This is a genomic window from Pseudooceanicola pacificus (assembly GCF_009789075.1).
Taxonomy (GTDB): Bacteria; Pseudomonadota; Alphaproteobacteria; order Rhodobacterales; family Rhodobacteraceae; genus Pseudooceanicola; species Pseudooceanicola pacificus.
On record NZ_WNXQ01000006.1, the window covers coordinates 1 to 18,679 of the forward strand.

General features: G+C 67.7%; 16 protein-coding genes. 2 read left to right on the plus strand and 14 right to left on the minus strand.

Features of this window, described 5'->3' with window-relative positions; all coding sequences use genetic code 11:
• From GLS40_RS11475 to GLS40_RS11505, 7 genes are all read right to left on the minus strand, one after another.
• Positions 1-553 (minus strand): hypothetical protein (locus GLS40_RS11475; protein ID WP_160382868.1); only part of this gene is annotated, 553 nt, incomplete at its 3' end.
• Between the two features lie 3 nt (positions 554-556).
• The gene (locus GLS40_RS11480) at positions 557-2,743 is read right to left on the minus strand and encodes a peptidase M50 (protein WP_160382869.1); all 2,187 of its coding nucleotides are present in this window, start codon (positions 2,741-2,743) and stop codon (positions 557-559) included.
• Entirely contained in the window at positions 2,707-4,602 is a 1,896-nt protein-coding gene (locus tag GLS40_RS11485) for an efflux RND transporter periplasmic adaptor subunit (protein WP_160382870.1), read from the minus strand. Before GLS40_RS11485 ends, GLS40_RS11480 begins: the two co-directional genes overlap by 37 nt.
• A 321-nt stretch (positions 4,603-4,923) precedes the next feature.
• Positions 4,924-5,889 (minus strand): ABC transporter substrate-binding protein, encoded by a 966-nt coding sequence (locus tag GLS40_RS11490; RefSeq protein ID WP_160382871.1) that lies wholly within the window; start codon positions 5,887-5,889, stop codon positions 4,924-4,926.
• 11 nt (positions 5,890-5,900) lie between these two features.
• Positions 5,901-6,695, minus strand: a complete 795-nt coding sequence (locus tag GLS40_RS11495; RefSeq protein WP_160382872.1) for an ABC transporter ATP-binding protein — start codon at positions 6,693-6,695, stop codon at positions 5,901-5,903.
• Positions 6,695-7,522: an ABC transporter permease gene (locus GLS40_RS11500; RefSeq protein ID WP_160382873.1), complete on the minus strand. Its 828-nt coding sequence runs from the start codon at positions 7,520-7,522 to the stop codon at positions 6,695-6,697. The genes GLS40_RS11495 and GLS40_RS11500 overlap by 1 nt, the downstream gene beginning before the upstream one ends.
• Positions 7,513-8,652, minus strand: coding sequence for an aryl-sulfate sulfotransferase (locus GLS40_RS11505; RefSeq protein ID WP_160382874.1), 1,140 nt, complete (start codon positions 8,650-8,652; stop codon positions 7,513-7,515). Before GLS40_RS11505 ends, GLS40_RS11500 begins: the two co-directional genes overlap by 10 nt.
• 158 nt (positions 8,653-8,810) lie before the next feature.
• On the opposite strand from GLS40_RS11505, the gene GLS40_RS11510 reads away from it, so the two are divergent.
• Entirely contained in the window at positions 8,811-9,839 is a 1,029-nt protein-coding gene (locus GLS40_RS11510; protein WP_160382875.1) for a substrate-binding domain-containing protein, read from the plus strand.
• 60 nt (positions 9,840-9,899) lie between these two features.
• Here GLS40_RS11510 and GLS40_RS11515 read toward each other — a convergent pair whose 3' ends face one another.
• Genes GLS40_RS11515 through dctP form a run of 5 tightly spaced genes read right to left on the minus strand, consistent with a single transcriptional unit; the run spans position 9,900 to position 15,520 of the window.
• Positions 9,900-11,405 carry a malonate--CoA ligase gene (locus GLS40_RS11515; RefSeq protein WP_160382876.1) on the minus strand — a complete coding sequence of 502 codons (1,506 nt, stop codon included), beginning with the start codon at positions 11,403-11,405 and terminating at the stop codon, positions 9,900-9,902.
• Positions 11,406-11,416: 11 nt separating this feature from the next.
• Positions 11,417-12,658 carry a malonyl-CoA decarboxylase gene (locus GLS40_RS11520; RefSeq protein ID WP_160382877.1) on the minus strand — a complete coding sequence of 414 codons (1,242 nt, stop codon included), beginning with the start codon at positions 12,656-12,658 and terminating at the stop codon, positions 11,417-11,419.
• Positions 12,655-13,974 (minus strand): TRAP transporter large permease, encoded by a 1,320-nt coding sequence (locus tag GLS40_RS11525; protein WP_160382878.1) that lies wholly within the window; start codon positions 13,972-13,974, stop codon positions 12,655-12,657. Before GLS40_RS11525 ends, GLS40_RS11520 begins: the two co-directional genes overlap by 4 nt.
• Entirely contained in the window at positions 13,974-14,537 is a 564-nt protein-coding gene (locus tag GLS40_RS11530) for a TRAP transporter small permease (RefSeq protein WP_408003729.1), read from the minus strand. The genes GLS40_RS11525 and GLS40_RS11530 overlap by 1 nt, the downstream gene beginning before the upstream one ends.
• Before the next feature lie 5 nt (positions 14,538-14,542).
• Positions 14,543-15,520 (minus strand): TRAP transporter substrate-binding protein DctP, encoded by a 978-nt coding sequence (gene dctP / locus GLS40_RS11535; protein WP_160382880.1) that lies wholly within the window; start codon positions 15,518-15,520, stop codon positions 14,543-14,545.
• A 95-nt stretch (positions 15,521-15,615) separates the two neighbouring features.
• Between dctP and GLS40_RS11540 the strand changes: the two genes are divergently transcribed.
• Complete coding sequence (locus GLS40_RS11540) at positions 15,616-16,308, plus strand: GntR family transcriptional regulator (RefSeq protein ID WP_160382881.1); 693 nt, start codon at positions 15,616-15,618, stop codon at positions 16,306-16,308.
• Positions 16,309-16,533: 225 nt separating this feature from the next.
• Here GLS40_RS11540 and GLS40_RS11545 read toward each other — a convergent pair whose 3' ends face one another.
• The gene (locus GLS40_RS11545; RefSeq protein ID WP_160382882.1) at positions 16,534-17,646 is read right to left on the minus strand and encodes a zinc-binding dehydrogenase; all 1,113 of its coding nucleotides are present in this window, start codon (positions 17,644-17,646) and stop codon (positions 16,534-16,536) included.
• Positions 17,647-17,878: 232 nt separating this feature from the next.
• Positions 17,879-18,673 (minus strand): ABC transporter permease, encoded by a 795-nt coding sequence (locus tag GLS40_RS11550; protein WP_202076100.1) that lies wholly within the window; start codon positions 18,671-18,673, stop codon positions 17,879-17,881.
• Between the last annotated feature and the right edge of the window lie 6 nt (positions 18,674-18,679).

Below are 18,679 nucleotides of genomic sequence, written 5' to 3' on the forward strand. Positions count from 1 at the left end.
GCGTTGCCAGCCGCAGCCCGCTGGCGGCCTCGCCCAGCACCACACGGTCGCGCAGGGTGTCGCGGCAGGCGCCGCGAAAGCTGCCGAGCACCGCGCGCCGCCCAGCCAGTGCCTGCCGCGCGTCCGGCGGCAGGTCGTCAGGCAGGGGTGTCAGCGGAATACCCAGCCGGTCAAAGGCCGCCATCAGCGCCGGATCGTCGCCAACCGCCCCGATGGCCTGCACCATGCGCACCCCGCGCGGGTGCTGTGCCAGGGCCAGCCCCGCCAGTTCGAACGTGGCCCGCCGCCGGGCCGGATCACGATCCGCCACCAGCCAGCCATGCGTCATCGCCACGGCCCGGGTCACCACCCGCCAGGGATCGCCCTGCCCGCGCGCGGTGACGGCGCGTGCCATCCGCCCCGCCTCGCCCCGGCGGGCACCGCGCAGCGCGGCCAGCGCCACCGCCCGGTGCCGCATCAGCGCGACGGGGCGCATCAGCGGCCAGAGCATCACCCAGAGCCGGAACGCCGCCCGGTCGACCGGCCCGCCCTCCTGCCTGCCGCGCCGCGCCATCGCTCAGAGCCCGAACCGGTCGAGGAAGACCTGCCGCACCGACCGCCACCCCTGCCGCGCCAGCGAGGCAGAGCCGTGGTCGAAGCGGACATAGACCCTCTCGTTGAAGAACGGCGCCGCATCGGGCCCGTCGACGGCGATGTCCACGACGAACACGCTTTCCAGCGCCAGCACCCCGCCATGCGCCGGGTCCGACAGGATCCGCCCGCCGCCCTGCGTGCCAAGCGCGGGGCTGGGCAGCTGAAAGGTCGCGCGCGGGGTCTGGGCCACCATCCGGGCGGGATAGACCCGATCCAGCGCCGAGGAGAGCCGCACCGCAATGCCCCGCGTCCGCCCGTTCACCAGGTCGATCTGGGTCTGCGGGATCACCGCCCGCACGAACCAGCCATCGGTCCGCAGGACATAGCCAAGCAGCGCCCCCTTGCGGAAATACCCGCCCTCGGTGCCATCGAGCAGCGGCTCGAACCGGCCCGGCTGCGGCGCCAGTATCTCCAGCCCCTCGCGGCGGGCGGAAATGCGCTCCAGCTCTCCGGCCGCCAGTTCCATCCGCGCCGCCTCGATCCCCTGCTGCACCGGGCGCCCGACGTCGCTGGAGGCAAGGCGGATCCGCGCTTCCTCCATCCGGGCGATGACCACCCGTTCGCGGGCGTCGATCAGCGGGTTCACCAGCCGCCCGAGGGGCGCCCCGGCGGCGGCGACCTCGTGCGGCGCGCGGTCCAGCGCCTGCAGCCAGCCGTCGGTGCGGGCGATCACCCGCGTCTCTCCCGGCACCCAGACGACGCCCTGCGCCACGGTCGCATCGGGCAGCGGCACCACCACCAGCGGCCCGGCGATCAGCCCGGCCAGGATCAGGGTCGCCACCAGCGCCCGGCCCCGTCTCTGATCCAGCTCCGAGGCCGTCATCAGGTAGCGCAGCAGCTTGAGGATCGGCGCGCCGATGAACATGAAGACCGCCCAGATCGCCAGCCCGATCCCGACGAAGAAGAACTTGCCCGCCACGAAGAGCGTGATCCCGGTCATGATCACGATGCGGTAGAGGAAGGCCGCGATGGCATAGGTCGCCAGCCAGGGCCGCTCTCCGCGCGCCGTGACGGGCGAGGCGGCATGCGGCAGGCCGAACAGGTAGCGCCGCACCAGGTAGGTCAGGTAGTTGCGCGACCGGGGGGCGAGGTTGGGCACCTCGATCAGGTCGGAGAACACGTAATAGCCGTCGAACCGCAGCAGCGGGTTGCCGTTGAACAGCAGGGTCGAGACCCCGCCGATCAGCATCACGTTGAAGGCCAGCGCCCTGAGCGGCCCGGGCTGCATCTCGGGCCACACCAGCGCGGCGGTGGCGGCCAGCGCCAGTTCCACCATCACCCCGGCGGCCCCCACCACGATCCGCTGCCGTTTCGAGCTGAAGCCGATGGCGGCCGAGGCATCGACATAGGGCACCGGCATGAAGACCAGCAGCATCACCCCCACCTCGCGCACCTGCCCGCCCCAGTGCTTGACCGCAAAGCCGTGGCCCAGCTCGTGCAGCGCCTTGACCAGCGGATAGGCGATCAGAAGCAGCGCGATGCCCTGCGTCGACAGCACCCGGTCGGTCACGTCGGTGGTCAGCGCCTCCCAGTGGATACCGGCCGAGGTGACACCGGCCACCACGAGGCAGAGCCACAGCAGGAAGCCGACCCAGGTAAACAGCGGCCGGACCAGCGGCATCAGGGTCGAGACGAAGCCGTCGATGGGAAACAGCGGGATCCGGATCCCCAGCGGGTTGCGGATCGACTGCATCAGCTTGCGCCGTGCCGTGGTGCGGGCGCGCTCGCCGATCTCGTCGAGGTCGGGTTCGGTATCCGTGGTCAGCAGCCCGGCGAGGTAGAGCTGCGAAAGCAGCTGGATGATCTCGTCCTGCGAGGGCAGGTCGCTGCCAAGCCGGCGTTCGGCGATGCGGTAGATCTCGGCCAGGCTGCGCCGTCCGTCCATCAGCCCGATGATCGCATAGGCCTCGGGCGAGAAGCGGAAGAACCGTCCGCTGGCCCGGTCCTCGGCGATATACCACAGCCCGCCGCGAAAGAACTGGCGGTAGAGCTCGGCATGCGGGCGCAGCGAGGGCGTCAGCAGCGCGATCCGTGCCCAGACGGCGGAAAAGGGGTTGGGCGCCTGCGCCATGATCAGGGCTTCCACCGCCACAGGAACAGGCGCAGCCATTCCACCGCGTCACGGGTCCAGACATCGACCAGCAGGCGGCGGTCGACGGCGACCCGGGCGATGCCCTCCATCCCCGGCAGCAGGGTCGCGCCGCCCTCGGTGCTGGCGCGCTCCATCAGCGCCTCGACGGCAAAGCGGTTGGCCCCGCCTTCGGCCTGCGCCACCGGCAGGATGCGGTTCACGGCAAAGGGAAAGACCTCGTCGGGCTGGGCCGAAAAGCGCACCTGCCCGGTCTGGCCCGGCTGCATCTCGGCGATGTCGCGTTCGGCCACCATCAGGCGCAGGCGGTAATCGCCAAGCGGGGCGACGATGAAGAGCTCCTCCCCCCGCTCGACGGCGGATCCCAGTTCCTGGCTGCGGTCACCCGAGACGACAACCCCGTCGAAGGGCGCGCGCAGCACGCTGCGGTCCAGCTGGGCCAGCAGCAGATCGCGCTGCGCCGACACCTGGTCGATCTGCGCCTGCAGCAGCGCCTGGTCGGTGCGCCGGGCCGCGGCGACGGCGGCGTTCAACTCGATCCGGTGCTCCTGCAGCTCGGATTCCGCGGCCAGCAGTTGCAGCCGGATATCCTGATCGTCGAGCTGCGCCAGCACGTCGCCGGCCACCACCCGGTCGCCGGGCCGCACCGCCTGTTCCACCAGATATCCGTCGAAGGGGGCCGAGATCACCCGCTGCACCTGCCCCTCCAGACGGGCCTCCGCCGTCACCTCGAACACCGTCGTCGCGGTCGAGAAGAAGAGCACGGCAAACCCGGCCAGCAGCACGAACATCTTCAGCCCCATGCGGGACGGGCCCAGCAGGCCGCCAAGCACCCCGCCCGCCGCATGCAGCAGGCGCAGCCACCAGGGCCGGTCGTTCAGCCGCTTCTGATGCAGGATCGGCCCCACCAGCGCGGCGATGCCCCGGGCCAGGTCCCGCGTCTCTGCCGGGATGCCGTCGGGGTGGCGCGATTCCAGCGTCATCGCACCCACGGCCTGATCGCCGGCATCGTAGAGCGGCAGGGTGAAGGCGCTCATCGCGCCAAAGCCGCGGATCAGAGCCTCATGCGCGCGGGAAACCTGGGGGTCCTCGCCCGCTTCGGCCAGCATGTCGGTGCTGCGCAGGATCGGCGCGCCCTGGTCGAGCGATTCCAGCATCGCCTCGCGCAGGGCCTTGGACAGCATCAGCTGGGTGCCCAGCTCGGCCGAATGCGACAGGGCGGTCAGTTTCAGCCCCCGGCGGCGGACCATGCCGATGCCCACCCGTTCCAGGCCAAGCGCGGCCGCCGTTGCGGTGGCCACGGCCATGGCGGCGGATTTGTGATCCCGCCGTTCCAGCATCGAGACCAGCACCTCCAGCGCCGCCCGGCCCCGGTCCCTCTCGCGTTCGGTCTCGGCCAGCGCCTGCCTGCGGTCCAGCAGCTCGATCCACCCGGCAGCCCATTGCAGCTGGCGCATCACCCGCCGGGTCCCGGCCTCGTCGGCGCGGGTCATGCGCAGGGCGACCACGGCGGTCAGCCTCTCGTCGCGCATATAGGGATAGGCCAGGCACATTTCGCCGCTGTCGGGGGCCATCTCGCGCAGCACGCCCTGGCGCTCGGCCATCGCGCGTTCGGTGGCGGCGGTCAGGTCGCGGCCCAGCTCGGCCTTTTCGGGCCAGATGGAGAAGGGGACAAAACGGCCGGCGCTGTCGTCGGGCATCACCAGCGCGGCGGCCTGCACCCCGCCGATGAACTGGCAGACCAGGGCCAGCCAGGCCTGGGCGAATTCATGCGGAGAGGCCGACTGGCGCAGATAGCTCCACACCGCCTGGTCCAGCACGGTGGGCGCGCGCGGGCCCGTCGCCTGGGTTGCCTGTCCCCCGGATGGATTTCCGTCCAAGGCCCGTCTCCCTCGTCATGGCCGCCCCCGCTGGCCAGAGGAAGGTCGCGCATATGGGGCAGGTTGGAAAGTCTTATCTTGTATACACTTGCCGGATGCGGCCTGCATACATCATCTGAGGGTGTGATGGGCGAAGGTGTCCGGGGCGCGGCGATCAAGGCCGCCGGGGCGATCCCCAACGCCGTCGCTGGAAAGGGCAATATCCCGGACGGGCCGGCCCGGGTCATCGCGTCGGCCTGCCATGCAGGGCGCGCCGCGGGGTCCGGGTCGCGCCCCGCCAGCCAGCAGCGCCCCGGCCCACGGCGGGCCGGGGCCGCGGGATCAGGGCAGATCGACGGCCTCGGGGGCTGCCTTGGCGAGCGGCCCGGGGGCGAAATGCGTCAGCATCGCCTCGATGCTCACCGGCTCGCCGCGCACCACGCCCTTGGACAGGACCCAGTCCGCCTCGGCGACCAGCAGTTCGGCCAGGCCGGTGTCGAGCTTGAGGCCGACATCGACATCCTGCCACATGGCGGCCAGTGCCTCGGGCGACAGCGCGCCCATCATCGAGGCGCTGACCGCCTCCATCGCGGCCTGCGGATCGGCCTTCACATCGGCATCGGCCCTGGCCAGCGCGGCCATGAAGGCGTCGAGCACGGCGGCACGCTCTCCGGTCATCTCGGGCGAGGCGGCGAGGATGTAATGCACCTCGTAGCCCGGCACGCGCAGTTCGCCGTAGGAGTCGCCCAGCATGCCGGCCGCCGCGCCGTAGAAGGTCGGGAAGGGCACGATCGCGTCCAGGTCCCCACGGGCCAGGGCGGGCACCAGATCCGGCGGGGCCGCGCCGACGACCTCGGCCTGCACGCCGGCCTGCTTCAGCACCTCGTCGAGGTAGAAGTTCACATTGGTGCCGATGGTCGTGCCGACCCGCTTGCCGGCCAGGTCGGCGGGGCTGTCGATGGCGCCCGATGCGGTGTTCACGATGACCCGCGACCCGGTATAGCGCGCCAGATCGCCAATGACCGAGAATTCGGCCCCGGTCAGCGCGCCGACGGCGGCGGGGAACTCGGCCATGAAGGTCACGTCGACCTGACCGCCGACCATCGCCTCGAACCCCTCGCGCCCGGTGTTGAAGGCGACGAAGTTGATGTCGAGCCCGGCGTCGTCGAAATAGCCCTTCTGGATCGCGATATCGACCTGCGGGGTCTGCGGGTTGGGTGTCCAGGCAAAGGTCAGCTCTTCGGCGCTGGCGGCAAGGGGTGCCAGCATGGCGGCGGCGGCAAGGGCAAGGGGGGAAAGGTGTTTCATCTCGGTCTCCTTCAGAGGGTGTCTGCAAGCATGGTCTTGGGGTGAAGCAGGCCCAGGATCTCGTCCCGGATCTCCAGCAGCTCGTTGCCCGACCGGCTGAGGGCGCGCGGCCTCTCCTGCGTCAGGTGGTAATGGCGGATGAGGCGGCCGGGCGCCTGGCTCATCACCTGGACGTGGTCCGACAGCAGCAGCGCCTCGTCTACGTCATGGGTGACGAACAGGACGGTGGCCTTGTGCTTGCGCCAGATGCCGAGCAGCAGATCGTGCATCACCAGCCGGGTCTGGGCATCCAGCGCACCAAAGGGTTCGTCCATCAGCAGCACCTTGGGTTCCACCGCAAAGGTGCGCGCGATGGCGACCCGCTGCTTCATCCCGCCCGAGAGCTGTTGCGGATACTTGTCCGCATGGGCCGCCAGCCCGACCTCGTCCAGCGCGGCGCGGGCGCGGTCGATTTCCTCGCGCTTGGACAGGCCGAACTGCTTGAGCCCGAAGCGGACGTTGTTCAGCGCCGTGAACCAGGGGAAAAGGGCATATTGCTGAAAGATCACGCCGACCTCGGGCGAAGGCCCGGTGATCGGCTTGCCATCCAGCCGCAACGCGCCCTCGGCCGGGGTGACAAAGCCCGCGATGGCGTTCATCAGCGTGGACTTGCCGCAGCCCGACGGGCCGATCAGCGAGGTGAAGGTGCCGGGTTCAAGCACATGCGAGGTGCGTTCCAGCGCCGTCACCGTGCCCTGCTTGCCCTTGAAGCGGATCACGACATCGTCGATCTCCACGCGGCCTCTGGATTGGGTGGTATCGGTCATCATCCCTGCTCCCAGTGAACGAGTTTCTTGCCGATCCAGTGCACCACGAGGTCGGCGAGCGCGCCGAGGATGCCGAGGATGATCAGCAGCGAGAACATGCGATCCGTGCGGACGTATTGCCGCGCTTCCTGCAGGCGGAAGCCGATGCCGGACGAGGCGCCCGACAGTTCGGCGGCCACCAGGCTGAGGAAGGCCAGCGCCACGCCCAGACGGATGCCTGCGAAGATATGCGGGGCGGCGGCCGGCAGCACGACGGTCGCGAATTCGCGCAGTTTCGACGCCCCCAGGGTGCGGGCCGCGCGCAGGTAGGTTTCCGGCACGTATTGCATGCCGTGGTGGGTGTTGAACCAGACCGTCAGAAAGACGGTGTAGGAGACGACGAAGTATTTCGACCCCTCGCCGATGCCGAACCAGACGATGGCCACGGGGACCAGCGCGATGGCCGGGATCGGGCGCAGCAGGTTCAGGAACGGGTTCAGCAGGGTCCGCACCACCGCCACGCGGCCGGTCAGAAGGCCCATCATGACGCCCAGCGTCGCGCCGATGCCAAAGCCGACCGCCGCCCGGCCCAGCGATTTCGCCAGGTCGGTCTGCAGCGTCCCGTTCCGCCACATCTCGACCGTGGCGGACCAGACTGACCAGGGCGCGGGAAAGATCGCCTCTTTCACCACCCCCGAGAGGCCGACCAGCGACCAGAGCCCCAGGACGAAGGCGAAAGAGATCAGCGGCAGCCCGAGGGTCGCGCCGGTGCGCGCGCCCTGAGACAGCACCCGGGCGACCCGGGGCAGCGTGGCGTTCGGGGGGCGGGGGAGGTCCGTCACAGCCATGCCACCTGCTCCGCGCTGTAGCGATGCGCCCGGAAACAGCCGTTGTGCCCGCCCTTGATGAACTGGTTCAGCGGCGCGGGATATTCGGCGAAGTCGGGGATCACGAATTCCCAGGCCATTTCGCCCGCCGGTGTCACCTCGAACAGCCGCCCGAACGCGCTTTCGCAGATGAACGTGTTGCCGTTCGCCAGCCGCTGCGCGCTGCCCATGAAGGGCGAGAAGAAGCTGGGCGCGTTCGGGTCGGCATAGGCCCAGACCGTTTCCATCGTTGCGGGATCGAACTGCAGCGCGCGGGAATAGGGGTTCGACGAGCCAACCCGCAGGTTGCCGTTGTCGAACACCAGCACGGTGCCGTCATCCATCATGATCGGCGTGTGTTGCTGGGCAACCACGTCGGTGCCGGCATGCCAGACGATGCGGCCGCTGGCCTTTTCCACCGCGATGACGCCCGAGGTGGTGCGCAGGCTCATCAGGATCAGCCCGTCCTTCGTTTCGGACACGCCGTTGATCATCGGCCAGTGGCGCCGGTCAAAGATCGGGTGCACCGGCAGGTCGGCGGGGTCGATGTGATCCCAGATGCACCATTCCCAGACGGTTTCGCCCTTGCGGTTCACCTGCCGGACGATATCGGACTGAAAGATGCCGTCGGCCCCGTCCTTGCGCGGATCGCCACCGCAGATGCGTTTGGCCAGATGCGCGGGCAGTTCGGCGGCCACGGTGTAGAGCAGATCGCCGTTCGGCAGCCATTGCGCATCGTGGTGGTGATAGATGTCCTCGTACCGCCAGACGATCTCGACATCCGGGGTGGCCTCGTAGAAATCCCCGCCGTGCCAGAGATCCCAGGCGGGATAGAGCGCGGCGGATGTCGCGTGGCTGCCGTTATAGCCCAGGTTGCCGTTCGGCAGGATCACCGCGTCGCGGCCGGGGCGCACGGGCATCTGCCACTGATGGGCGGTGTTGCCGTCGATATCGACCAGGTCGACAACGCCGCCGCCGGTCTGGCGGGCATAGAGCGTATAGCCGCCCGCGGTCCTGGAGCGATCCAGCGCGGTCAGGCCAAGCCTGCGCCGCTGCAGCGTCACGTCGCTGGCGTGTTCGGGGTCGAAAGTGCCTTGCAGTCTGTCCAACATTCTGTCCTCCGGCTCACAGTAAAACGTTTTAATGACTTTATGCCTTGCGTCCGGTCGTCTTAAAACGTTTTAATCTCACCAAGAGGCCGAAATTCTTACAATGGCGCGCGGACGGGCGGAAACCTGGCCCGATTGCGCGGAAAAAGGGCAGAAATTGCATGGCAAGGGCACCTGACACCCTGAACAAGCGGGCCACGGTCAAGGATGTCGCCCGGGTCGCGGGCGTGTCCGCAGGCACCGTATCCAATGCGCTGAGCGGCAAACGCCGGGTCGATTCGCAGACCCAGGCCCGGATCACCGCGGCGATCGAGCAGTTGGGCTATGTCCCGAACCTCGCCGCCCGTGGCATGCGCACCGGGCGCGCGGGAACCATCGCGATCTTTTCGTCAATGCCGATTGCCGTTGCGGGCGGGCAGTCGCGCCTTGGCTTCCTGATGGAAATCGCGGCCTCGGCCGCCGAGTCGGCGATGCAGAACAACCTCGCGCTCCTGTTGATCCCGCCGATCGCGGATCCGGCCACGGCGCTTGGCACCATCGGGTTCGACGGTGCGATCCTGGTCGAACCCTCGGCTGACGATCCCTATCGCGCGCTGCTGGCCGCGCGGGGTGTGCCCACGGTGCTGATCGGCCCGGCGGCGGGCATGTCCGACCCCTCGGTGACCCTGGACTATCGCCAGATGGCCACCCTGCTCTTCGATCATCTGGTCGAGCTCGGCGCCCGGCGCATTCCTCTGGTCATCGGACAAAGCGCCCGCGCCTCGAACCTGGCGTTCCGCGAGGTCTATCGGGAACGCTGCGCCACGCTGGGCCTGACGCCAGAGATCATCGCCCTGCCCGAAGCCGATGGAGAGATCGGCGCCGAGCGGGCCATTGACGCGCATATCGCCAATGGCGGCGCGCCGGACGGTATTCTGGTGCCCATCGACGCAATGGCAACGGGGGTGATGTCGGCCCTGCGCACGCGCGGGTTGTCGGTGCCGGGCGCGGTGAAGGTCGCGACCCGGTACGATGGCCTGCGCGCCCGCAGCGAAACGCCGCCCCTGACCGCGCTCAACCTGCATCTGGACGAGGTCGCCGACCTGGCCACCCGCCTGCTGGTCGAAAGGATCGAGGCCGGGTCGGACACATCCGACGTCAAGGCCCCCGATCCCGAGCTGCTCGCCCGGGGGTCCACCCTGGCTGGCTGAGAGCGGCAGCCCTTGGTTACGCGGCCCGCTGCCCCGGCGCGCCCGGGACAGCCCGTCCCGTCACGCCTTGAACATGGCCCCGTACCTGTCGCGCAGCAGGTTCTTTTGCACCTTGCCCATGGTGTTGCGCGGCAGATCGGGCAGGATCTCGATGGCCTTGGGCTGCTTGAACTTCGCCAGCCGGGGCGCAATCCCGGCGCGGACGGCATCCGGGTCGATCCGCGCGCCGGGACGCGGGACAAGCACCGCGACCACGCCTTCGCCGAAATCCGGATGCGGCACGCCGATCACCGCGCTTTCCAGCACATCCGCCTGTTCGTCGAGGATCAGCTCGATCTCCTTGGGATAGATGTTGTACCCGCCCGAGATGATCAGATCCTTGGCCCGCCCGACGATATGGACATAGCCGTCCTCGTCTATCAGGCCGATGTCGCCGGTGATGAAGAAACCGTCCTCGCGCAGTTCGGCGGCCGTCTTCTCGGGCATCCGCCAATAGCCCTGGAACACGTTCGGCCCGCGCACCTCGATGATCCCGGCCGCGCCGTCGGCAAGGGTCGCGCCGGTGTCGGGATCGGTGATCTTGAGCTCCACCCCCGGCAGGGGGAAGCCGACAGTGCCGGCCCGCCGCTCCCCGTCATAGGGGTTCGAGGTGTTCATGTTCGTCTCGGTCATGCCATAGCGTTCGAGGATGCGATGCCCGGTGCGGGACTCGAACTCGCGGTGCGTCTCGGCCAGAAGCGGGGCGGAGCCGGAGGTGAAGAGCCGCATGCCCTTGGTCAGTTCCGAGGTGAAGCGCTCGTCGGACAGCAGCCGGGTGTAGAAGGTCGGCACCCCCATCATCGAGGTCGCCTCGGGCAGCCAGCGGATGACGTTGTCGGCGTCGAACCTGGGCAGGAAGATCATCGACCCGCCCGAGGCCAGCACAACGTTGGTCGCCACGAACAGGCCATGCGTGTGAAAGATCGGCAGGGCGTGCAGCAGGACATCATCGGCCCCGAAGCGCCAGAGCTCGGCCAGGGTGAGGGCATTGGACAGCAGATTGGCCTGGCTGAGCATCGCCCCCTTCGACCGGCCGGTGGTGCCCGAGGTATAAAGCAGCGCCGCCAGATCGTCGGGCCCCCGCTCTGCCGGCACAAAGGGATGATCCCCGGCGGCGCGGTCGCTCAGGCTGCCCTGCCCCTCCGCATCCAGCGTCAGGACCGGCACGCCGCCCGCGATCCGCGCGACCGTCCCGGCGGCGGCGGGTCCGCAGATCACGGCCCCGGCCTCGCTGTCGCCGATGAAATATTCCAGCTCATCGGCGGTATAGGCGGTGTTGAGCGGCAGGAAGACGATCCCGGCCATCACGCAGGCGGCGTAGAGGGCCAGCGCCTGGGGGGATTTTTCGACCTGCACCGCCAGCCGGTCGCCGGGCACAAGGCCCAGCGAGGCAAGCGCCCCGGCCTGCCGTTCGGCCATTCGAAAAAACGCCGCCCCGGACAGGGTTGTGCCATCCGGCAGGGTCAGAAAGGTGTCGTAGCGCTCCGCAAGCGGCGCGATCAGGCTGTCGTGCAGCGGGTTGGCCATGTCTTGTTCCCTCAGGCGGCAGCCTTGGCGCGCAACAGGGCGCGCACCTCTTTCGAGGCGACGACTTCCTTGTCGCCGGCAAAGCGTTCGTGGTTTTCGGCAAAGGTTTCGGGATCGTATCGGTAATTCACCATCGCACCCGCGCTTTCGGCCATGCCCTTGTCCGAGGTATCGGCGCCGACATGCACCGCATGCACATGGGCGCCGTTGCCCAGATGGAAGCGGGACACAGGGTCAAAGGGCATCCCGTCGCCCCGCTTGGCAGTCAGCAGGAAGCGCGCGGTTGTTGCCCTGAGGGCCTCGTCGTCCAGGCTGGCGGGGTCGATGCCCTCTTCCTTCATCCATTTCGTCAGGGTCGGGATGGGCGAAAGGGTCACGAAGGTGGTGATGTCGGGCAGTTCCGATTTCAGATCCTCGGACACCTGCTTGATCAGCGAATTGCCGAAGGAAATGCCCGCCAGCCCCGCCTGGCAGTTCGAGATCGAATAGAAGACGGCGGTGTCGGCTTCCTCGGCGGACAGGGGCGCGCGGTCCTCGGCCAGCAGCTTCTGGACCGATCCGGGAATGCCCCGGGTCAGCGCCACCTCGACAAAGATCAGCGGCTCGTCCGGCATGGCGGGGTGGAAGAAGGCAAAGCAGCGGCGGTCCTCCGGTTCGACCCGGCGGCGCAGGTCGTCCCAGCTGTCGATGGCATGCACCGCCTCGTAGGCGATGATCTTTTCCAGGATCGCCGCGGGGCTTTCCCAGGAAATCGGGCGCAGGACAAGGAAGCCGCGGTTGAACCACGAGGTGAAGAGATGCTGGAAATCCAGGTCGATCCGGGCGCGCGCATCCTTGCGCGGGATCAGGCGCAGCAGATCGGCGCGCATCGCCACCAGCTGCGGCGTCGCCCCGGGCACCCGGTTCAGGCGGCGGGCCAGTTCTTGCCGGGCCGGTTCGGCGGCGGCAAGGAAGCGTGCGTAATTCGCCGGGTTCGGGTCGGCCTCGAAGGCGTCGATCGCCGCGCGCACCTGATCCGGAGAGATGCCCAGATCGCCCGCAAGATGGTCGAAGAAGGCGATCTTGCCCGCGTCATCCAGCTTGCCGAAGCGGTCGAGGATATGCGCCGCCGCGGTCATCCCCGAGATCTCGCCGCTGGTCGACAGCAGGTCCTGGATCAGCCCCTCGGTCGACCGGGCCGACGGCGGCGGCGGCAGGGCCTTGCGGGTCTGGCGGGCAAAGATGGTGGCGAGAACGTCGGACAGGATACTCACAGGGCGACTCCCATGACAGCGGTTGGCAACCAGGTGGCGATGCCGGGAAAGGCGCACAGGATCACGATGGCCAGGATCATGCAGCCCACGAAAGGCAGCGAACCGACCAGGATCTGGCGCAGCGTGATGTCGGGCGCGATGCCGTTGATCACATAGAGGTTCAGACCCACCGGCGGCGTGATCAGCCCGATCTCCATGTTGATCGTCAGGATGACGGCAAACCAGTAGGGATCGAACCCCGCCGAGGTGATGATCGGCAGCAGGATCGGCGCCGACATCAGGATCACCGCCACCGGCGGCAGGAAGAAGCCGGCGACCAGCAGGAAGAGGTTGATGATCGCCATCAGCACCCACCGGTTCACGTCAAGCGCGGCGATCCACTGCGCCACCGACTGGGTGACGAGGAGCGAGGACAGCATGAAGCTGAACACCCCCGCCGCGCCGATGATGAACAGGATCATCACCGACTCGCGGGTGGAATCCTTGAGCACCAGCCAGAGCTCGCGGTGCGAGACCATGCGGTAGATCACCATCGCCGCGACGATGCACAGCAGCGCGCCCACGGCGGCGGTTTCCGACGGCGTCGCGATGCCGCCGTAAAGCGCCACCAGCACGCCGACGATGATCAGCAGGAAGGGCACGACACGGGGCAGGATCTCGATCTTCTGGCGCCAGGTGTAGCGCACCCCGGACAGCGCCGTGGCCGCCGCCCCCCGCCGCCAGGTGTCAAAGATCGCCCAGGCGATGAACAGCACCACGAGCAGAACGCCCGGCATGACGCCCGCAAGGAACAGCCGCCCGATCGAGGTTTCGGTTGCAATCCCGTAGACGATCATCGTGACCGAGGGCGGGATCAGGATGCCCAGCGTGCCGCCCGCCGCGATGGACCCGGCGGCGACCTCGGCCGGATAGCCGCGGCGGCGCATCTCGGGGATGCCCATCTTGCCGATGGCCGCGCAGGTCGCCGGAGAGGATCCCGACATGGCCGCGAACAGGCCGCAGGCCCCCAGGTTCGACACGACCAGCCCGCCCGGCACCCGGGTCAGCCAGCGCTCCAGCGCCTCGTAGAGGTCCGGCCCGGCCCGGGTCGAGGCGATGGCAGAGCCCATGATGATGAACATCGGGATCGACAGCAGCGCGAAAGAGTTGAGCTCGGCATAGAACAGCTCGGGCAGTGCCTCCAGCGAGCGCGGGCCGTCAAAGATCAGCAGGAAGAGCGTGGCCACCAGCAAAAGACCGATGGCGACGGAGACGCCGGAAAAGAGCACCAGCACAGTGGCCACGGCAATGGCCAGTCCGATCAGAAGAGGATCCATCAGTCTAGGCTTTCTTCGGGATGCGGGATCGGCAGCGCCTGCGGCGGGGCAAAGGCCGCCAGCCAGAGGTCTGCCAGCAGTTGCAGCAGATAGAGGCCAAACCCCAGGGGAATGCAGAGGTAGGTGATCCAGAGCGGGAATTTCCACACGGATTCGGATTTCCAGTTCCTCGACCAGGCCAGTTCGAACATGTGCCAGCCGTACCAGAGCATGGCGGCGGCCATTGCGATGGTCAGCGCCATCACGATCACGGCCAGAACCCGCCGCGCCCCGACCGGCAGCAAGCCCGGCAGCAGGTCGACACCGACATGTCCGCGCAGTTTCTGCACATAGGACAGGCCCAGCAGGGTGGCGCCGATGACAAGGTAGATCACGGCCTCTGTCTGCCAGATGGTCGACTGGCCCAGGACCGAACGGACAAAGATCATGTGGCAGGTGACCAGCACCGCCGCGAGGATCATGAAGGCCGCCATGACGCCGAAGGCCGTCGAGACCGCCGCCAGCACGCGAAGCACCAGCGGCGGCCGATAGCCGGCGCCCGCCGGCGATATGTCGGCGGGCATATGGGTCATTGCACGCTCAGCGCCATGTCGAGCAGTTCCTGCCCGTTCGGCGTGTCCTTGACGAAGGTCGGGTAGGACGTCGTCTTGGCCAGGTCACGCCATGCGTCGAAATCGGCCTGGGTCATCTCGGCGATTTCCACACCCGCATCGGCAAAGGCCTTGGTGGTGATCGCGTCGCCTTCCTTGGCCTTTTCCAGATACCAGGCTTCGGCCTTGGCCGAGGCATCCATCAGCGCCTTCTGCTGCGCCTCGCTCAGACCGTCAAAGGTGGTCTTGTTGATCAGCAGCGGCTGATACATGAACCACAGCGCGGTTTCGCCCGCCGGGGTGTAGCATTTCAGCTGTTCATAGAGACGATAGCTGAGGAAGCTTTCGGACGAGGTGTTGGTCGCGTCCAGAACGCCGGTCTGCAGCGCCGGGTAGATCTCGGAAGACGCCATCGAACTGATCGAGGCCCCTGCCCCGGCCAGCATCTCCTCGAAGGCCGATCCGGCGGCACGGATGGTCACGCCCTTCACGTCCTCGGGCTTGGTGATGCAGCCCTTGTTCGACCCGAATCCGCCGGCAAGATAGCCGTGCACCAGGGTCTTCACATCGTCGCCGTTCATGATCTCCTCGATCTTCGCCATGAAGGGCGAGGCCGAGAGACGCGCGGCATGGTCGTGGTTCTTCACCAGCCCCGGCATCAGGGTCAGGTTATAGGCCGGCTGCTGGCCACCCGCGTAAGACAGCGGCAGGACCGTCATGTCGAGCTGCCCGCGCGACAGCGGCGTATACTGCTCGCGTGCCTTGAACAGCGTCTGGTTCGGGTAGATCTGGATCTCGAGATCGACATTGGCCGCCTTGACCTCGTCGGCCACCATCTGCGCGACCTGGTGGCGGACATCGCTGTCGGACCACTGGTGAGACAGCTTCAGGGTCTCGGCACCTGCCGCACCCGCGAAAACTGCGGCGAGAGCGCTCGCCGCGAGTAGATGTTTCATTGATTTTCCTCCCATGGCCGTCCCTTTCCGGAACAACTATGGGGCCAGAAAACAAGTTGTTGCGTACTCTGTCAACCATCTTGTATACGAAAAACATGAGATCGCATTCCAGAATCCAGGAGTCCGCCGAGGGCCGCAGCCGTTCCGACAGGATCGCGGCCCTGTTGGAAGAGCAGATCCTGACCGGCCGATTCGCGCCCGGCACCCGGCTGGACGAGGCCTCTCTCGCCGAAGAGCACGCGGTGTCGCGCACGCCGATCCGCGAAGCCTTCCAGCGGCTGGCCCAGGCCGGGCTGGTCGAACATGCGCCCCGCCGCGGTGTCTTTGTCCGGCAGGCCACGCCTGTCGAGATCATGGAGATGTTCGAGGTCATGGCCGAGATCGAGGCGGTCTGCGGCCGCCTGGCCGCCCTGCGCAGCACCGAGGCCGAGCTTGATGCCCTGCGTCGCGCCAATGCCGCCTGCCGCCTTGCGCTCGAAGACGGGGATGCCGATCGCTATTACGATCAGAACGGAACCTTTCATCACCTGATCTATGCCCAGTCCGGCAACCGGTTCCTGGAACAGGAAGCCATGCGCCTGCACCGCCGCCTGAAACCCTACCGCCGGATGCAGCTGCATCTGCGCGGTCGGCTGGCGCAGTCGATGGCCGAACACGAAGCGATCGTGGACGCGATCGCCGCGGGCGACGGCACCCGGGCGTCGGGCCTGTTGCGCGACCACGTCGCGGTGCAGGGCGAGAAGTTCCACCACCTGCTGTCCCAACTGCGTCTGGTGCCCCAGAGCTGAGGCGCGCGGATCCGGGGACCCGGATGCCGACGCGCGCCCGCGCTGGCCCGGGCCTCATCCCCGGCGCGGCAGCCGATCACGCCGCGATCTGCCGGGAGGGGGCACGCCACTGCGGCCCCGGCGCGCACACCGGTTGCAACGGGATATCGCGCGCCCCTCTCACCGGGGCGGCGATATTTCTGACATGCCGGCGCTCAAGGCACCGGTCCGGCTGGGCTCACACCGTCACGACCAGGGCGTGACGAGGTATTTCTCTCCCGTCTTCATCGCGCGGTAGTCGGTGACGGCCTCCTTGGTCAGCATCTCTTCGAGGTTGACGCGGGTCTTGTAATGGCTGGCGAAGGTCGTCGTCAGGTTGTCCAGCACGCGCTTGCGCATCCGGGCCACGGTCTCGGCGCCGGCGGACTGGAGGAACGGGAACAGCAGCCAGCCCGACAGGGTCCAGCCAAAGCCGTAGCTGGGCGACAGCATCGTGATGCCGGTGTCCAGACGCCCGTAGATGAACATCCGTTTCCGCTGGGTCGAACCATAGCGCGAATATTCGGTCATCCGGGTCACCGCGACCTGCTCCATCGCCTTGAAGGCCGTGTCGACCGATTTGCCGCCGCCAATCGGATCGAAGCCGTAGAAGGCGCCGGTATCCTCGATGGCCGAGCGCAGGCGGCTCATGAAGTCGTCGGTCGAGGAATTGACCACATGGGTGGAGCCAAGCGCCGTGAGCAGGTCCGCCTGACTGTCCTTGCGCACGATGTTGACCAGCCCGATGCCGTCCTCCTTGCAGATGCGCGTCAGCATCTGCCCCAGGTTCGAGGCGCCCACCGTGTGCAGGATCGCGTCCTGCCCGTCCATCCGGGCGTTTTCGACAAAGCCCAGGGCGGTCATCGGATTGACAAAGGCGCTGGCCCCGTCCTCGGCCGAATGATCGCCCAGAGGCAGGCAGGACGACGCATCGGCAAAGCAGTACTGGCTGTAGGCATTGCCCGGAACGCAGGCGACCCGCTGCCCCACCAGCGCCTTGGCCGCGTCGCTGTCACCGGCGGCGACCACCGTGCCCGCGCCCTCGTTCCCGGCGGGCAGCTTCATGCCGTGGCGCGCCTTGGAGCCGGTGTTGAAGGGCTCGGGCACCGTCGCGACGAACTTCCCGGCGGAGTAGCTGGCATTTTCCAGGTCGGCCGCGCCGGCCAGGATGGCCAGGTCCGACGGGTTGATCGGCGCCGCCTCCATCTTCACCAGCACCTGGTTGCCGGTCGGATCGGGAAAGGTGACATCCTCGATCGCGACGGTCAGTGTTCCGTTGGCGTCCAGTGTCGTGAACAGTTGCTTGCCGGTGGTGGCCATCGCGGGATCTCCAGTTGTTGGTGTCTAGATGTCAGGACCCATGTGCCGGACCCGGGGCCCAGAGCAGGCTCGCGGCACAGGTCGCGCCAACATTGCATCAGACGAACCGATAGCGCCAAGGGCGCGGCCTGAAAAGATCACGCACGTGCTGCCCTTACGTCCGGGCGGGCAGACCGCGATATGCATGGGGCCCTTGCCCCTGCGGCCATGTCCCGGCCGCAGGTACGGATGGTCAGGCGCGGTTTTCGACGAACATGCGGATCCCGACAAGGCGGTTGATCACATAGACCATCGCCAGGGTAAGGCACATCAGCATGGTCGACACGGCCGCAATCGCCGGGCTTGCGCTGTTCTGGATGTCCGACAGAATCTTCACCGGCAGCGTGGTCAGATCCACCCCGATCAGGAAAACCGACACCGTCACCTCGTCAAAGGACACGATGAAGCTGAAGAGGAAGGCGCTGATCAGCGCCGGGCGGATCATCGGCAGGGTAATCTTGCGGAAGGTCGTCGCCGGATCGGCGCCCAGCGTCATGGCCGCCTCCTCGACGCTGATGTCATGCTGGCGCAGGCCGTTGACGATGGGCCGGTAGACGAAGGGCAGCACGATGATCAGATGCGCCACCACTAGCCCGGGGAAGGTCCCCCGCAGGCCGATCAGCAGCACAAGCGAGAACATCGCCATCGCCAGGGCGGCATGGGGCAGCAGCAGCGGCATCTGCACCAGCAGTTCGAACAGCGACTGGCCCGGCACCTTGCGGCGCGTCGTCACCAGCGCGGCGAGAAAGCAGACAAAGGTCGTCACCGTCGCCGAGATGAAGGCCAGCGCGACGCTGGTGCCAAAGGCGCGCAGCCAGATCGGAGAGGCCAGAACCTCGGCGTACCAGCGCAGCGACACGCCCTGCGGCGGGAACTCCAGATAGCCCCGCGGGGTGAAGGAGGCGAGGACCACGATCATGATCGGCGCCATGATGAAGATGAAGATCGCCATTGCCAGGCCGGTGAGCAGTGCGGTTCCGAGTTTCATCGCGGG

Coding starts and splice junctions, on each gene's coding strand:
- GLS40_RS11480 (WP_160382869.1), bottom strand. CDS start 2,743: ATGGCTGCGCCTGTTCCTGTGGCGGTGGAAGCCCTGATCATGGCGCAG.
- GLS40_RS11490 (WP_160382871.1), bottom strand. CDS start 5,889: ATGAAACACCTTTCCCCCCTTGCCCTTGCCGCCGCCGCCATGCTGGCA.
- GLS40_RS11495 (WP_160382872.1), bottom strand. CDS start 6,695: ATGACCGATACCACCCAATCCAGAGGCCGCGTGGAGATCGACGATGTC.
- GLS40_RS11500 (WP_160382873.1), bottom strand. CDS start 7,522: ATGGCTGTGACGGACCTCCCCCGCCCCCCGAACGCCACGCTGCCCCGG.
- GLS40_RS11505 (WP_160382874.1), bottom strand. CDS start 8,652: ATGTTGGACAGACTGCAAGGCACTTTCGACCCCGAACACGCCAGCGAC.
- GLS40_RS11510 (WP_160382875.1), top strand. CDS start 8,811: ATGGCAAGGGCACCTGACACCCTGAACAAGCGGGCCACGGTCAAGGAT.
- GLS40_RS11515 (WP_160382876.1), bottom strand. CDS start 11,405: ATGGCCAACCCGCTGCACGACAGCCTGATCGCGCCGCTTGCGGAGCGC.
- GLS40_RS11525 (WP_160382878.1), bottom strand. CDS start 13,974: ATGGATCCTCTTCTGATCGGACTGGCCATTGCCGTGGCCACTGTGCTG.
- GLS40_RS11530 (WP_408003729.1), bottom strand. CDS start 14,537: ATGCCCGCCGACATATCGCCGGCGGGCGCCGGCTATCGGCCGCCGCTG.
- dctP (WP_160382880.1), bottom strand. CDS start 15,520: ATGAAACATCTACTCGCGGCGAGCGCTCTCGCCGCAGTTTTCGCGGGT.
- GLS40_RS11540 (WP_160382881.1), top strand. CDS start 15,616: ATGAGATCGCATTCCAGAATCCAGGAGTCCGCCGAGGGCCGCAGCCGT.
- GLS40_RS11545 (WP_160382882.1), bottom strand. CDS start 17,646: ATGGCCACCACCGGCAAGCAACTGTTCACGACACTGGACGCCAACGGA.
- GLS40_RS11550 (WP_202076100.1), bottom strand. CDS start 18,673: ATGAAACTCGGAACCGCACTGCTCACCGGCCTGGCAATGGCGATCTTC.